This window comes from Neptunomonas qingdaonensis (assembly GCF_900113275.1).
Taxonomy (GTDB): Bacteria; Pseudomonadota; Gammaproteobacteria; order Pseudomonadales; family Balneatricaceae; genus Neptunomonas; species Neptunomonas qingdaonensis.
On sequence record NZ_FOOU01000023.1, the window covers coordinates 1 to 15,695 of the forward strand.

A 15,695-nucleotide genomic window follows, 5' to 3' on the forward strand; every position below is an offset into this window, starting at 1 on the left:
CTGCGAGTAAGTAAGTCATTTAATGTGGTATGCATTGCACTGGCGAACAAGTTGTCGCGGATAGCCTATGCTGTTTTAAGTAAGAATGAGCCTTATCAGGCACAACAGGTTTAATCGGGTTTGCAATAATAGAGCGTGATGATGAAAACGGTTGACCGTCCGGGTGGCAAACCTGTCATAAAAAACAGCTGTGAAAAGCTGCCGGCTTTTTAAGGGCTATCTGGCGCGGATGCTCATCGTGGAGCGGGAATAACACATTCCTAATTAAAGACTCCGAATACATTAGCGCAAAACCACCTCATGATCACAAATCTGTGTTGCAATCATGAGGGGAACCATACATTTTTATGCCCGCTATTCAGGCTTTAGCGGCTTTTCAGGCAGCATGTTGATGCTTTATTCTCCGTGTTACCACATCTGTTTATCAACTGTGGATCTGCACGCATAAAAAAGCCACCTGGTCAGGTGGCTTGGAAATCCTAGCCTTGCTCGTTATCCGTAAACCAAATGCGGTAGCCATGTGGCGAGTGATGGCCATGCGGCTAATAAGCCGAGCATTGATAGTTGGATGAAAATAAACGGAATGACCCCCCGGTATATCTGTCCAGTTGAGATCGATTCCGGGGCTACTCCACGTAAGTAGAACAGTGCGAAACCAAAGGGAGGTGTCAGGAAAGACGTTTGTAAGTTCAGAGCAATCATGATTCCTAACCAGATAGGATCCAGACCCATGGTTAACAGGATCGGTGCAATGATAGGGACAACGACGAATGTTATCTCGATAAAATCAAGGAAAAAGCCTAGTAAGAACATTACCAGCATGACCACTGCTAATGCTCCCCATACACCACCAGGAAGACCTGTCAGGAAGTCGCGCACCATATCATCGCCACCAAAACCGCGGAATACCAGTGAGAAGATGGATGCGCCTACCAGTATGATGAACACCATAGAGCTAACTTGTGTGGTTGATCGCATCACTGCCGTTAGCGTTTCCATATTGAAGTTGCGCTTAAAGATGGAAAGCAGAACAGCGCCAACAGCACCCACAGCCGCCGCTTCTGTCGGTGTAGCAAACCCGCCGAGAATAGAGCCTAGTACAAGCCCGATCAGCAAAATGGGTGGCACTAAAGCACTGAGAACTTTTACCCAGAGGTTTTCTACCGCATCACGTTCCGTTTTAGGAATGGCGGGAACAGAAGAGGGCGAGGTAATAGCTTTAAACACAATGTAAAGTGTATAGGCCAGTACCAGTAATAACCCAGGAATCAAGGCCCCTAAGAAGAGGTCACCGACGGTGACAGTTTCAGGGGAGAAGAGACCTTGATCAATTTGCGACTGCTGATAGGCAGAGCTGATTACGTCGCCTAGTAGTACCAGTACAATAGAAGGGGGGATGATTTGGCCTAGCGTACCGGATGCACAGATAACACCACAGGCAATCTGAGGGTCATAGCCACGACGTAACATGGTAGGCAAAGAGAGTAACCCCATAGTCACGACTGTTGCCCCGACAATACCGGTGCTGGCTGCCAGTAACATACCCACTATCGTTACTGAAATACCTAATCCGCCGTTCATCGAGCCGAAGAGTATCGACATCGTATCGAGTAGTCCTTCAGCAATTTTGGACTTCTCCAGCATGACGCCCATGAAAACGAATAGCGGTACGGCAATTAAGACTTCGTTATTCATAATGCCAAATAGGCGGTTAGGAATCGCTTCCAGAAAAACTGAATCGAAGTGACCGGTTAATGCACCGATGCCTGCAAACAGAAGCCCCGTACCTGCCAGTGAAAATGCGACGGAGTAGCCCATCAGCAAAACAATAACGGCGCCTAAAAAGAGAAAGAGAGAGAGGTATTCCATCATACGGTGTGCTCCGTAACATCTTCTTCTAGGAGGTGGCCCTGGCCGGATAGCACCAGAATACAGCGACAAAGCTCTGATATGCCCTGCAGGCAGATTAAAATCGGCATGGCGATCAGAGCAGATTTAAGAATGTAGCGAAAATCGAGTCCGCCGGACTCCTGAGAGCCCTCTCTTAATTCCCATGATGTGGCGACATACTCCCATGAGATATAGCCGATAAAGCCAGCGACTGGAAAGAGTAGTAGTAAGATGCCGGCAATATTGATCCAGGCTTTGCCGCGCTCACTTAAGGGGCGATAGAAAATATCAACACGGACATGGCCATCATGTTTAAGGGTATAGGCTGCACCCAAAAGGAACACAAAGCTATGCATGTAGATGACAGATTCTTGTAAGGCAATATTGCCTGTATTGAATGCGTAGCGCATAACAACGATGACAAACGTGATGATCACCATCAACAAGGTGAGCCAGGATATGGTGCGTCCTGTCCATTCGCTGATGCTATCGAGTAATCGGACCAGCCGACTAAGAAAATTGCTATTCATTATTATTCTCGTATTAGCAAGATTAGGTTCGAAGTTTGAATGTATTTAAAAGTATAACAATAAAAAACTAGGATATTTATCCGTATTTCCACTTGTTTATGCATACGAAGGCTACAAAATCGATTAAATCCCTTACAATAGCCATGTCACTTTCCCAAGCAGAGATCTGTACATGACTGATAGATTGCCCGTAGAAGCTCAATTGCGCTCACTGGATCATAAAAAATTGGCCGCTTATTGTGCTGCATTGACTGAGCGACAGTTTCCTAATTTTGTGCTTTTTAGTAAATTGACAGAATTTGGCGACATCAAGCAGCTGGAAACCGTGCTGGATGGTGTATGGCAGTCTTTGGTGCCAGGCGGTGCCAAAATGAACTTCGAAGTTCAGCTGGATAAAGTCGATGCTAATATGCCGAATCTGGATGAGTATGAGATGTATGGTGCATCGCCGGCTCTGGATGCAGTTGTGTCCCTGTATTCGACATTAACCTGTATTCTGGAAGCGGATGTGGATGAAGCGATTGCCGTCGGAAATGTGTCGCGCGAATGTGTTGCCATGTTTATCGAGATTTCTGAAGGCGATGATCAAATGTCAGATGAAGAGATTATTCGTCTGATTAACAATCATGATTTGATGATTCAGGAAGATGAGTTTCACGAAGAAGTGGCTGAACGCCTTGTGGCCGTAAAGCAGCTAGACAAAGCTTTTATCAGCGAACTGCGTGCATTGGCGAACAATCAAGGTGTGAGTAATATTGGGATAAGTGACGAAGACGCCTGATGCTCAATATTGGATTACTATTGCTCATAGCCCCTTGTTTACTGCTGATGGGGGGCTACATGTACGAACAGTCTCTGGTCAGCGATTGTCTTGATCTAGGCGGTTCATTTAATTATGAATTACTTGCCTGTGATCAACACAATAACCATCCCTTCATGCCTTATATGGCGAGGCATCCCCTGTTTGTAAACGGGGGTATGTTATTGTCGGTTATCGGCTTGTTTTTCTGCATTATCGGTTTGTATAAAGGCCGGTAATCGGAGCTGGAAAGAGTTACCATGCTGAAAAAATCACTTTTAATTTTTTTATTGTTACTGGTCATTGCCGCTGTTTATGGCTGGATGAACAGAGAGAGCTGGTTGGCCGGTTTTAATCAGGAAAGAGCGCTTACAACCGCACAATTTAAACAAGAAGGTGAGTCTGTTGGGAAAACGGTTGGTCAACAAGAGTGCTTAGATCGTACCCTGAAGCAGTTTGATGGATGTTTAAGTTATAGCTGTACTGTCAATCAAGGGGTGTTTTTGAAAGCATGCTTGAGTCAGGCAAAAGAGACGCAGGGCTTTTGCGATGGTGTTCCGGAGTATCGTGAAAAACCAACCGAAGATGATAAAGACTGGGCCAAGTATTACTGCTGGGACAGAAACATCCGAGGGGAAGGGTGTCGCTTCTTAATGAAACAGCAAAAGTATTTTTGTAGTCAGCAATAGGTATTGCGATGGATTATTTTAATGACGGCTTAAGACTCAATCCTGAGTAGCAAACCAGCAACTCACCTGGCCCGGCCATTGAATGCGCAACAAACAAGCTTACTCTGCTCTCTGATTATCATCCCAAAGCAGAGTAGAGGTCATTATAACGTCAGAATAACCTTTCCCTGGGTATGCCCGGAAGCAATATCGTTGAAAGCATCAGCGGCTTTTTCAAGAGGATAAGTCGCCGCGATTTTTAACTGCAATTGTTGTTCAGCATTCAGTTTCGCCATTGAGCATAACTGCGCCGCGTTCGGCTCAACACGCAAAGGTAAGACCTTGAGCCCTTGAGCAGCCCCGGCTGCAATGACTTCATCTTTGGTTACCGATGGCAGTGTAATCATTATGCCGGAGCTTTTCAGGCAGGAAAGCGCCTCAATGCCAGTCTGCCCGCCAACACCATCGATGATCAGATCAATATCCTGTAAAAATTCACCGACTTTTTGCTCTTTATAATCGATCACCTGATCGCAGCCGAGGCTGCTGACAAAGGGGTGGTTGGCTGCTGATGCAGAACCTATAACGGTCGCACCTTTCCACTTTGCCAACTGCACCGCAAGATGCCCCACGCCTCCGGCAGCGGCCAGGATTAACACTCGCTGTTTGGCTTGAAGCCGGCCGTGATCAAACAGGGCCTGCCATGCGGTTAACCCTGCCAATGCCAAACCGGCGGCTTCAGTCAGATTACACCCAGAAGGTAAAAGCGCAATTTGCTCAGCAGGTACCGCTACTCGTTCTGCATAACAGCTGGCAGCTTTCGGGAAGCGGACAAATCCATAGACATGATCACCTGACTGAAAATCAGATACATCAGCGCCACAGGCGATAATTGTTCCGCAAAACTCCCAACCAGGAATAAAGGGAAGTTCTCCAATAAACGCTGCTGCGCCTCCGCCTCCGCTGGTTTTCCAGTCGATAGGGTTGACGCCGACAGCATGATTTCTGACTAATACTTCATTTGCTTTTAGTTGCGGTTCAGGCACATCTTCATAAACTAATGCTTCGGGGCCACCGAAGGCATGAATCCGGATCGCTTTCATGAGTGTTCCTCTGAGTATGTTAACAAATGAGTGTTACTTAAAACCAGAAACCACTCATCGACTATAGAGTAGTAATTTTAGAGATTATCTTTGCAGCCGACACAAAGCAATTCTGTTAGTCTTATCTGCTCAAAAATCTGACCAAATTAAGAAGTGAGAAAACCATGTACTTGCTGGTAATACTTGAACAAATACTGTTTTGGGGTGGTCTTATTGTTTTTCTGGTGTCTTTAGCCATGTATGCCGGTAGAACAAAAGACTTTAAGTCTTTGCTCATGTTCTGGCAGCCAACTATTGAATTCAATCCTAAAGAATTCAAAATAAATCGCACCGGAATGACCATGATGATCGCCGGGTTAGCGCTACGTCTGGCGGTTAATTTTATAGTTTAGGAGGGAAAATGAAAGGCAACCCGGTGAAAGGGGCAGATTACTTATTTCGCGGATTCGGCATGTTGTCGGAGCCGGGAATTCGGCGCTTTGTCCTGATACCTCTGTTGGTAAATATATGCCTGTTTTCTGCTGCAATCTGGCTATTGATTAATGAGTTTGATGGCTGGGTTAATTATTGGCTGAATAAATTACCAGAATGGTTATCGTTTCTTGATTGGCTGCTCTGGCCGCTGTTTGCCGTGTTGGTGTTGATTACGGTTTATTATGGATTCTCGATAATTGCGAATCTGATTGCCGCCCCTTTTAATGGCTTTCTGTCTGAGAAAGTTGAAAAAATGCGAAGCGGTGCTGTCATGGCAGATGAGGGCTGGAAAGGTATGCTGGCGATGATTCCACGCTCGCTGCAGCGTGAACTGGCTAAAATAGCTTATTATTTACCGCGTTTGTTTTTACTCCTGATACTTAGTTTCATTCCGCTGGTGAATGTTATCGCACCGTTCTTGTGGTTCCTGTTTGGTGCCTGGATGATGGCTATCCAATATTGTGATTACCCGATGGATAATAACAAAGTCAGCTTTGGCCAGATGAAACAACTATTGGCAGAGCGTCGCTTAACGTCATTAGGTTTTGGTGCACTGGTACAGGTTGGGATGTTGATACCACTCGTTAATCTGGTGATGATGCCCGCCGCCGTTATCGGCGCGACACTTTACTGGACAGAAGAGCATTCGGTTCAACAACGCATCAGATAACAGCGTTACGTTTTCGTTAGGATTCTGTCTCATTGATTTTGACAAGCATATCCAGAGGAAAGTGACAGCTGAACACACTTCCTTTGCCGGGCTGGCTCTCGATAGTCAGCTTGGCTCCATGCCGATGTAAGGCATGCTTAACAATCGCCAGTCCTAATCCGGTTCCGCCTGTGGAGGAGGAGCGTCCCTCTTCGACTCGATAGAATCTTTCAGTGAGGCGTGATAAATGAATAGACTCGATACCTAGGCCGTTGTCTTTAACGCAAACATGGCCGCCATTCTGATCGATCCACCATCGAATATCGATCTTACTTTTTGCCGGTGAGTATCTGACTGCATTGAATAACAAGTTTGAAAAGACGCTGTGTAGTTCCTGAGGTTGCCCGAGAAGATCGAATTCGGCGTCGACACTCACGCTAATCTCATGGCCTTTATCGTCAGAAAGTGCGATGCCATCCTGCTGAATGTTGTGTAGCATCTCTTGTATGCGGATAGGGTTTTCATCAGCGATATGTTGGCTGGCTTCTAATCGGGAAAGTAGCAATAAATCTGTGACCAGGCTTTCCATTCGGCTGGCCTGAACTTGCATTTGGGTCATGGCCCGCATTAATGGTGTAGGTAGTTCCTGATCAATAAATGTTTCTAAATAGCCTCTGATCACGGTAAGGGGCGTACGCAATTCATGTGATGCGTTGGCCACAAAGTCCTGTCGCGTATGTTCAAGACGGACTAGTTGAGTCACGTCGCGTGCTACCAGCAGCCTGTCACCAAAACCGAATTCAGTAATCTGGTATTGTAGAACAACATCATTTAGCACCGGGCTGGGGAGCTGCAAAGGGTCTTCATAATGACCTTTACGGAAATAACGAATAAAACGTGGATCCCGCAACAGATTGATAACCGGTTTGCCGCGGTCTGCGGAGGCTTTCAGTCCCAGTAGCCTGTCAGCTGAAAGATTCCACCACTCCAGATTACTATGCTGATCAATAATGACGAAGGCATCCGCAAGTGCAGAAGATGACTGCTGGAAGCGAACGATGATCTCTTTGAGCTGTTGGGTTTTAAGTTGATGGCGTTTTTGCAGTCGTGCCAGATCATCAAAAATCTCCCCCCAATGCCCCGGTGCCTCAGGCGGCGCTGTATCCGGGTTTTGCAACCAGGTTTTAAGTTTTGTTGTCAGGCGTATTTGCTGAACACACCAGATGCTTAATCCAACCACCAGTCCCCAGCTCATTTGTCCGAAAATCAACCCGAGCATTGCTGAGGTGGATGCATAGATCAGTAAACCCTGGACGGCGGCGTGCGGCGATTTCTGCATAAAGGTCAGTGGAGCTCTGTACTATTAAATGAGAGAGTTAAACGCAAGTATTAAACCTGTGTTAAACGAAGACACTAAAGACAGCATTAAGCAATTTGTGCCGAGAAACGATAGCCTGTTCCCCGCACTGTCTGTACAAGGTAATCATGCTGCTTACCCAGTGCTTTACGTAAGCGGCGAATATGCACATCCACGGTACGTTCCTCAACGTATACATTGCCTCCCCACACCATATCAAGCAACTGACCCCTGGAGTAAGCTCGATCTTGATGCGTCATGAAAAACTGTAGCAGGCGAAATTCAGTTGGGCCAAGATCGATGGGTTTATCATTTGAGGTTACACGGTGGGAGACCGGGTCCAGCATCAGGCCATCAACGGCAACAGGATCTTCAACACCTTTCGGTGTTGCTCGGCGTAATACCGCTTTGAGGCGGGCGACTAACTCGCGCGGAGAAAAAGGCTTAGTGATGTAATCATCTACACCGGCTTCTAAGCCTTTCACTTTATTTTCTTCTTCGCCTTTAGCTGTCAGCATAATGATGGGTATAGCGGCGGTCGTCTCATCTTTTCGCAGACGCCTGGCTAATTCGATACCACTCATATTTGGCATCATCCAATCTAATAAAATCATATCAGGCTGCCGGTCCACAATCATCGCATGCGCGGTTTGTGCATTATCAGCTTCACTGCATTGATAGCCAGCCATTTCCAGCGCGACGGCAATCATTTCCCTAATCGGCGCTTCGTCATCAACAATCAGAACTTGTTTACTGGTAGACATGTTAACCGTCCCTACGCATAAAATATGTCGGGAGTATTACACAGCTTTTATATGACATAATTGTTACACGCTATGTTCAGATTGCCATATAGTGCGCAAAAATGCCTGCAAATACGGCCAGGCCTGCATAATGGTTGTTCAAAAAGGCTTTAAAACAGCGGTCACGATCCCTGTCTTTGATCAACACTTGTTGATAGCAAAAGAGCGCGGCCGCTACGGCCAGACCGATAAAGTAGGGGCTGCTCATGTGTAGCTGTATTCCCACCAAGAACAAGATAAGCAGCGTTATGAACTGTAAAATTCCGATAATAACTTTATCCAGATCACCAAAAAGAATCGCTGTGGATTTGACGCCGATTTTAATGTCATCATCACGGTCAACCATGGCGTACATGGTATCGTAAGCGACGGTCCAGAGAATTTTTGCGATATAAATAAGCCAGGCGATAGTCGGAATAGATTCATTCACGGCTGTAAATGCCATCGGGATAGCCCAGCCAAAGGCGGCACCGAGTACCACCTGCGGTAAATGCGTATGACGCTTCATAAAAGGATAGAGGGAAGCCAGAAACAGTCCACCCAATGACATGATAATTGTCATGTTATTGGTGAATAGCACTAAGGTAAAGGCAAGCATCATAAGGACTGCAAACAAAGTAAGTGCTTCCTTACTACTGATGCGTCCGGTCGCCAGAGGTCTTTGAGACGTGCGCTTAACATGTGCGTCTATTTTGCGGTCGGCAAAGTCATTAATTACGCAACCAGCCGAGCGGGTCAGGAATACACCCAAGATAAAGATAGCTAATAGTTTCAGATCTGGAATGCCGTCAGAGGCAATCCAGAGTGCCCACAGTGTCGGCCAGAGTAACAGGTAACTGCCAATGGGTCGGTTAAAGCGTGTCAGCTCTATGTAAATGGCACAGCGCTCACGCAGGGATAAAGAACCTTTTGGCAGGGCATTTCTGGTTGGGTTAGCTGGAGTGCTGTCTGGCATTTTATGCATCACTTAATAGATTATGGACGATAGTTTACCTGTTCCAGTGCTGGTAGAAAAACCTCGCAAACCAGCAAGGGCTTACCGGACAGGAAAAAGGTTGATCGACGTGCCCAGACTTTCTGTTGATTCGACAGTTTTAAGCGGCTTATCTGTAATGGGCCGCGCCGCATGGTGGCATCAGTGAAGAGAATAGTGCCCAACGAGCGGTTGCCGACATGGCTTAGTTGGCGCTCGCGCCCGGTCATAGTTGATGCTGGAATAATAGAGCGTGCAAATACCCAGACTTGATCATTGCCCAGAAGCTGAACTTCACGGATCAAGGCCAGTTGGCGCATCGGAATACCCAGTTCCAGAGCTTCAGAACGTGTCGGGCGTGCCCAGCCTTGACGTACCACTTCAACCCGAAAGTGACCCTGGCTGGCAGTGAGCAGGTGTTGCGTCAGTGATGCACGGTCAGTTAACCAGCGCTGCCAGCATTGTGGCGCATGTAAGCGAGTCACACGACGCAAGCCGGTCCAGCGAACGTCAAAGTTCATGGATGTTAGGGCGGAGGGGATAGGCACAGTAAATTCCTTAGTAAACTGTGCCGTATTCTACCCTGAACTGAGCGGAAACAGTATATCAGGCTGGTTCCTTAGGACGCTTTGGATTAGGATGCCGCTATGAAAAAGAACAGTGAAAAAACCTATAGTGAAGCAGAGGTCATCTCTTTTAGCCGTCAATGGGTAGAGACGATCGTTGTCGGACTGAACCTATGTCCTTTTGCCTCGCCGGTAGTACGTAAGAATACTTTGCGTTATGCCGTCAGTGAGTCTGAGAATGTTGAAGCGTTAGAGAAAGCATTCTTGAATGAGCTAAACCTGATTCAGGAAGCTGATGAGAAAGAGATCGCCACTACGTTGCTGATTATGCCGCGAGCGGTTGCCGATCTTTATGATTATCTGGATCTGCTGGCGCATTTTGAAAGACTGTTAGCTAAAACGGGATTGTCTGGCATATTCCAGCTGGCAAGCTTTCATCCGGCCTATCTATTTGCCGGTGTTGATGCGGATGATTTAAGCCATTGGACAAACCGTTCTCCGTTTCCGATGGTACATATTATCCGTGAGGGACAGATGAGTCGTGTCCTGATGCACTATGAAAACCCCGAAGAGATTCCGGAGCGCAATATTAAACTGCTTCGTGAGTTAGGGCGGGAAGGCTTAGTAGCGCGTTTCCCACCGTTTGCTGAGTTTATTGATTAAGCGGCTACCACACAGTTACGTTGTGTACTTTTTGCTTTGTAGAGTGCCCGATCAGCAGACTCAACCAATTCATTCGGGCTGTTGCAGCTCGACGGAATCAGTGTTGCTACTCCCTGACTTGCGGTAACCACTAAGCCCGTTGATGAACGGTCATGCGTAATACCGAGCAACATAATCTGCTGACGGATTGTTTGTGCTACCCGTTCGGCCCCTTTTTGATCGGTTTCCGGTAATAGAATGACAAACTCTTCACCCCCATAACGACAGACTGCATCATGGGAACGATTAACGGTAGTCTGCATGGCACCCGCAATGCGTCTCAGGCAGCTATCACCTGCTAAATGCCCGTAACGGTCATTAAATGCTTTGAAATGATCAACATCTAACATGATTAACGACAGTGGCTGTCGGGTACGTGCGCTGCGTCGCCACTCCATCTCCAGAGTTTTTTCAAATTCTCGGCGGTTATTGACACCGGTTAATCCGTCGATACGCGCCGAACGCTCAAGAAAATCACGCGAACGCTTCAGTTCCAGCATCATACTGATACGCGCACGAGTGATCCCGGCGGCCCGATCTTTAATAAGATAGTCGGAGGCACCGTGTGCATAAGCCTGAAGTTCTTGTTGATCATCATTTTCCGCACCGATCAGTGCGATTGGAATAAAGGTGTTTTTCATGTTCTGAATCAGGCGCTGGCAATATAACAGGTTGTTCAGCCAATCATCGGTGGCATGTATTAGCACCAGATCAGGCGTTTGTTCGGCGGATTCCAGCTGTTGCTTAAGATCGTTCAGGGTGGCGGGCAATAAAATATTATAATCGCCGCGCAGCGCGTCGATGAGTTGCCAGACAGGCGCTAACCCTTCGCTGGCAAAAACCGCAATGGTATGATGCTCCGAGTACTTACACATTTTACGAGAGTCATATTCGACTTTGTTATCTTCACCTGCGAAAAAGGCTTCTATTTCGCTGACAGAGGCTAATCCGATTAATTTGCGCTGATCGGGTGAAAAGATAATCGGCACCCGGGAGCCCGTTTTACTGTTTTCCCAGCGATCCTGCCACTCTTCCAGTATCTCTTCAGCATCCATATCGATAGACAGTTCAGTGGGTAGTCCGGCCGCCTCCAGGCAGTCAAAAATAACGGTCGGGCTGGCAATATCCATTCCCTCGACCCACATGGCTTTGTAAAACAGGTCGCGGAAAATGAGTGCTTTCTCATCGTCAATCTGTGCTGCTGCAATCACACACAGGATAGCAAAGCGGCTATCCGGACGCTCGGGCGGCAGGGCAATTGATATTTCACCGGCACTACTACGAACCGAGAAAACATCACTGGCCAGTTCAGCCAACATATCGGGTGTGTTGCCATAGAGGCCAATATCCTGAGCATGTTCTACCAGCCGGTAATCAACTTTGCTAAGCAGGTTAAGTGCTTTTAATCTTTCATGCAGAGCATAGCTGTACGGGCAGTTCAGATCCCCATAAACAACATAGCGGCGCGTATCTGTCTTCGGCATTGTCATCGTACCATGTGTCTTATTGGTAATAGAGATAACGGCTGAAGTCGGTAAAACTTTTGTAATATAGATGTGAGTCTGTGAAACCGAAAGCAGAAACTAAAAAGCAGCCCACTTCAATGGCTGCTTTGTTAACGTCAAACAGAACGGCTGGGTGCGATTACTCCGGGCTGTCTTCCAGATCGTTTAGTCCGGCCGTTTGCTTTATCTTAGAGAGTGGCTGGTGACGAACATCAGTACCACTGACCAGATAGATCAGGTGCTCTGCCATATTGCGGGAGTGGTCACCAATACGTTCAAGGCTACGTAATACCCAAATGACATTCAGGCAGCTCGAGATAGCGCGTGAGTCTTCCATCATATAGGTCATCAGAGAGCGCATGGCTGTCCGATATTCCTGATCAACCGCTTTATCTTGTTTAGCAACATGATAGGCCAGTTCTGTATCATTTCGGGCAAAAGCGGTCAGTACATCTTTTACCATTGAGCTGACCAAGCTACCGATATGACGGACTTCCTGATAACCGCGTTGTGACTCGCCATCTTCAACCAGCTCAATCGCCTGACGGCAAATACGGCTGGCTTCATCGCCCATACGCTCTAAATCATTTACCGATTTTGAGATGGCGACGACTAAACGTAGGTCGCTGGCGGCGGGCTGGCGACGCGCGATAATGGTGGTGCAGCGCTCATCAATCATCAGCTCCATGTCATTGGTCTGTGTATCGACACGGCGTGATTGCTCAGCAAGTTCGGCATCACCGGTTAATAGTGCCTGGATCGCATCATGAACCTGGCGTTCAACAATGCCACCCATGGTGAGAAGTTCGGTACGAATCTGTTCGAGTTCATCATTGAACTGCTGCGAAATATGCGTCGAAAATGTATCTTTGCTGAGTTCCACGGTAACGGTACTCCGTTCTGATTAATGGGTCACATACTGAGACAATATAAAGGAGCTGGTTTCATTTAGGGTTAAATTAATACTCAACCGTAGCGTCCGGTAATATAATCTTCGGTTTGTTTCTTTTCCGGGTTTGTGAAAAGTGTATCGGTGACACCAAATTCAATCAGATCACCCATATACATGAACGCAGTGTAGTCAGAAACACGGGCGGCCTGCTGCATATTATGTGTGACGATGACAATAGTGAAATCGTTCTTTAATTCATGGATCAATTCTTCAATTTTAAGTGTAGAAATCGGATCCAATGCCGAGGCGGGTTCGTCGAGTAATAATACTTCCGGCTTTACCGCAATCGTACGGGCAATGACCAGACGCTGTTGCTGTCCACCGGACATGCCTAATGCACTTTCATGCAGACGATCCTTTACTTCATCCCATAAAGCGGCTGACTTTAGCGCCCATTCAACGGTTTCATCAATATCACGTTTCTTTTTAATACCCTGAATTCGCAGGCCATAGGCAACGTTTTCGTAAATTGACTTGGGAAAGGGGTTTGGTTTTTGAAACACCATGCCGACGCGGCGGCGCAGGTCTGCGACATCCACGCTACGGTCAAAGATATTGCTGCCATCCAGCAGGATTTCACCGCTGATGTTGCAACCATCGACCAGATCATTCATGCGATTGAAACAACGCAATAGCGTAGATTTACCGCAACCGGATGGGCCGATAAATGCCGTAACGCGTTTTTTCGGGATATCCATATTGATGCCATGCAGCGCTTCTTTCTCGCCGTATGATAAACGTAAATCCTTCACTTGAAGCGTCGTTGTTTCGCGGCTCAGGTTCAGGTCCCGGGCTTCTCGCTGCAACGATGAGATATTGATACCGTGTGTTTTAGCGTTAGATGTCATGTTTATTCAAACCTTCTCAAAGTTATTCTTGGAGACCTTTGCACGATTGCTCCTTTGTCTTCTTGCGGTGTTAAAAACGTACTCATTCGGTCATTTATACACATAAACTCCCTCATTCCGTGCGTTTTTGCCTTGCCAGAAAACAAAATTTCGGCTCGTGCAAAGGTCTCTCATTTAACAGCGTTACATTTCGAGCGATTTATATTTTTCGCGTAGATGGTTACGAATCTGTACGGCTGAAATATTTAATAGGGCAATGACGACTACCAGAAGCAGAGCAGTGGCATAGACCAGCGGACGAGCCGCTTCGACGTTAGGGCTTTGGAAACCCACATCATAGATATGGAAACCCAGGTGCATGAATTTCTGATCCAGATGCAGGAACGGGTAGTTAGCATCCAGCGGCAAGCTAGGTGCGAGTTTTACTACGCCCACCAGCATCAGGGGGGCCACTTCACCTGCCGCGCGGGCAATAGCCAGAATAACGCCGGTCATCATTGCCGGGCTGGCCATCGGTAATACCACTTTCCATAATGTCTCTGCTTTGGTGGCTCCCAACGCCAATGAACCTTCACGTACGGCGCGAGGGATACGAGATAATCCTTCTTCGGTCGCTACAATAACCACCGGCACTGTGAGCAATGCTAATGTTATGGATGCCCACATCAGGCCACCGGTACCGAAGGTCGGTGACGGCAGAGCTTCAGGGAAGAACAATTGGTCTATGTTTCCTCCCAGAAAGTAAACAAAAAAACCAAGCCCAAAGACACCATATACGATTGAGGGTACACCTGCCAAATTGTTAACGGCGATGCGAATCAGGCGTGTCATGAAACCTTGTTTGGCGTATTCCCGCAGATAAACCGCAGCCACAACACCAAAGGGTGTCACCAATACGGACATCAGAATAACCATCATTACGGTACCGAAGATAGCGGGAAAGATACCGCCTTCTGTGTTGGCCTCACGTGGATCATCTGAAACAAATTCCCAGATTTTATCGGCATAGTGGGCTAATTTAGCCGCTATGCCCATATCGTTCGGGCGAAATGCACGCACTATTTTAGCAACGGCGATATCTATCTGCTGGCCATTCGATATTTCCGCTACGATGGAGTCACGATTGATTTCCGAATAAAGATCGATCAGGCTTTGCTGTAACCCTTCGTATTCAGTATTTAGCTCGTTACGACGGGTTTCTATGCTTGTATAGGCCACCGGGTCGACAACATTTTTCAGTTCCAGAGAACGTTGCTTCAGGCGCAGACGCTCCAGTTCGTAGTTAATCGCACCGATTTCATGCTTTTCGATCTGGTAAATATCTTTTCGAATGCTCAGGGCTCGCTCAATACTGGCTTCAAAGCGGTTCCATAAAGCCATGTATTCCGGCGTTTTATCATATCCTGCATATTGGCCGATCAGCGTATCGCCTTCTTTGAGTGCGCGCAGGTAACCATAAAAATTGCCCCACTCACGTCGCTCTGTGGCGAACAGCATCGCAGGGTAGCTTCGCTCAGATAAATTACTATCAAGTACCCATGTGAAATCGATACCGCTGACATCACGATTACCAATTTTCATCAGGTCGCGGCGCATCATTTTAGTGCCGTCAGGTACGATCACTCCCGCATCACGGAGTTGCTCTGCCGGCACTTGCTCTGATTCTACAATTTCACCGATAACCAGGCTCTGATTGCCATTTAGCGAGTATTTTGCCTGCAGAATGTCGGCTGGCCAGAAATGCCCCAAGCCACGAACAGCAATCAGGGACAGCAGACCAATGACCATGATGACACAGATGGTCACGGCCCCTGCATTTAACCAAACCCATGGTGAACCGGATTTTGTCCATTCTGTTAAAGAGATTCTCATTTTT

The 15,695-nt window shown here is 47.2% G+C and carries 17 protein-coding genes; 6 read left to right on the forward strand and 11 right to left on the reverse strand.

Annotated features, from left to right (window positions below; translation table 11 throughout):
• Window positions 1-492: 492 nt before the first annotated feature.
• Both BM099_RS19575 and BM099_RS19580 read right to left on the reverse strand, forming a co-directional pair.
• Complete coding sequence (locus tag BM099_RS19575) at window positions 493-1,872, reverse strand: TRAP transporter large permease (RefSeq protein ID WP_090730875.1); 1,380 nt, start codon at window positions 1,870-1,872, stop codon at window positions 493-495.
• Window positions 1,869-2,420: a TRAP transporter small permease subunit gene (locus BM099_RS19580; protein ID WP_177201241.1), complete on the reverse strand. Its 552-nt coding sequence runs from the start codon at window positions 2,418-2,420 to the stop codon at window positions 1,869-1,871. Before BM099_RS19580 ends, BM099_RS19575 begins: the two co-directional genes overlap by 4 nt.
• A 172-nt stretch (window positions 2,421-2,592) precedes the next feature.
• Between BM099_RS19580 and BM099_RS19585 the strand changes: the two genes are divergently transcribed.
• From BM099_RS19585 to BM099_RS19595, 3 genes are read left to right on the forward strand one after another with little or no spacing between them, the layout of a single operon-like run.
• Window positions 2,593-3,201: a YjaG family protein gene (locus BM099_RS19585; RefSeq protein WP_090730879.1), complete on the forward strand. Its 609-nt coding sequence runs from the start codon at window positions 2,593-2,595 to the stop codon at window positions 3,199-3,201.
• Between the two features lie 59 nt (window positions 3,202-3,260).
• Complete coding sequence (locus BM099_RS19590) at window positions 3,261-3,458, forward strand: hypothetical protein (protein ID WP_332311465.1); 198 nt, start codon at window positions 3,261-3,263, stop codon at window positions 3,456-3,458.
• 21 nt (window positions 3,459-3,479) lie between these two features.
• Window positions 3,480-3,908, forward strand: a complete 429-nt coding sequence (locus tag BM099_RS19595; protein ID WP_090730883.1) for a hypothetical protein — start codon at window positions 3,480-3,482, stop codon at window positions 3,906-3,908.
• Window positions 3,909-4,051: 143 nt separating this feature from the next.
• On the opposite strand, the gene BM099_RS19600 is transcribed toward BM099_RS19595, so the two are convergent.
• On the reverse strand, window positions 4,052-4,990 hold the full coding sequence (locus tag BM099_RS19600; RefSeq protein ID WP_090730885.1) for an NADP-dependent oxidoreductase: 939 nt from the start codon (window positions 4,988-4,990) through the stop codon (window positions 4,052-4,054).
• 164 nt (window positions 4,991-5,154) lie between these two features.
• Between BM099_RS19600 and BM099_RS19605 the strand changes: the two genes are divergently transcribed.
• On the forward strand, window positions 5,155-5,382 hold the full coding sequence (locus BM099_RS19605; RefSeq protein WP_090730887.1) for a hypothetical protein: 228 nt from the start codon (window positions 5,155-5,157) through the stop codon (window positions 5,380-5,382).
• An 8-nt stretch (window positions 5,383-5,390) separates the two neighbouring features.
• The gene (gene cysZ / locus BM099_RS19610) at window positions 5,391-6,134 is read left to right on the forward strand and encodes a sulfate transporter CysZ (protein ID WP_090730889.1); all 744 of its coding nucleotides are present in this window, start codon (window positions 5,391-5,393) and stop codon (window positions 6,132-6,134) included.
• Window positions 6,135-6,150: 16 nt separating this feature from the next.
• Here cysZ and phoR read toward each other — a convergent pair whose 3' ends face one another.
• The 4 genes from phoR to BM099_RS19630 form a co-directional block, all read right to left on the reverse strand.
• Window positions 6,151-7,452, reverse strand: a complete 1,302-nt coding sequence (phoR, locus tag BM099_RS19615; RefSeq protein WP_090730891.1) for a phosphate regulon sensor histidine kinase PhoR — start codon at window positions 7,450-7,452, stop codon at window positions 6,151-6,153.
• A gap of 86 nt (window positions 7,453-7,538) precedes the next feature.
• Window positions 7,539-8,234, reverse strand: coding sequence for a phosphate regulon transcriptional regulator PhoB (gene phoB / locus BM099_RS19620; protein WP_090730893.1), 696 nt, complete (start codon window positions 8,232-8,234; stop codon window positions 7,539-7,541).
• Between the two features lie 76 nt (window positions 8,235-8,310).
• The gene (gene ubiA, locus BM099_RS19625; RefSeq protein ID WP_198064236.1) at window positions 8,311-9,228 is read right to left on the reverse strand and encodes a 4-hydroxybenzoate octaprenyltransferase; all 918 of its coding nucleotides are present in this window, start codon (window positions 9,226-9,228) and stop codon (window positions 8,311-8,313) included.
• A gap of 20 nt (window positions 9,229-9,248) precedes the next feature.
• Window positions 9,249-9,794 carry a chorismate--pyruvate lyase family protein gene (locus BM099_RS19630; RefSeq protein ID WP_090730897.1) on the reverse strand — a complete coding sequence of 182 codons (546 nt, stop codon included), beginning with the start codon at window positions 9,792-9,794 and terminating at the stop codon, window positions 9,249-9,251.
• A 99-nt stretch (window positions 9,795-9,893) separates the two neighbouring features.
• On the opposite strand from BM099_RS19630, the gene BM099_RS19635 reads away from it, so the two are divergent.
• Entirely contained in the window at window positions 9,894-10,475 is a 582-nt protein-coding gene (locus tag BM099_RS19635; RefSeq protein ID WP_090730898.1) for a DUF1415 domain-containing protein, read from the forward strand.
• On the opposite strand, the gene BM099_RS19640 is transcribed toward BM099_RS19635, so the two are convergent.
• From BM099_RS19640 to pstA, 4 genes are all read right to left on the reverse strand, one after another.
• The gene (locus tag BM099_RS19640) at window positions 10,472-11,998 is read right to left on the reverse strand and encodes a diguanylate cyclase (protein ID WP_090730901.1); all 1,527 of its coding nucleotides are present in this window, start codon (window positions 11,996-11,998) and stop codon (window positions 10,472-10,474) included. The genes BM099_RS19635 and BM099_RS19640 overlap by 4 nt on opposite strands.
• A gap of 160 nt (window positions 11,999-12,158) precedes the next feature.
• A complete protein-coding gene (gene phoU / locus BM099_RS19645) occupies window positions 12,159-12,902 on the reverse strand; it encodes a phosphate signaling complex protein PhoU (protein ID WP_090730903.1) in 744 nt (247 codons plus the stop codon).
• An 83-nt stretch (window positions 12,903-12,985) separates the two neighbouring features.
• The gene (pstB, locus tag BM099_RS19650; protein ID WP_090730905.1) at window positions 12,986-13,819 is read right to left on the reverse strand and encodes a phosphate ABC transporter ATP-binding protein PstB; all 834 of its coding nucleotides are present in this window, start codon (window positions 13,817-13,819) and stop codon (window positions 12,986-12,988) included.
• 183 nt (window positions 13,820-14,002) lie between these two features.
• Entirely contained in the window at window positions 14,003-15,691 is a 1,689-nt protein-coding gene (gene pstA, locus BM099_RS19655) for a phosphate ABC transporter permease PstA (protein ID WP_090730907.1), read from the reverse strand.
• Window positions 15,692-15,695: the final 4 nt, after the last annotated feature.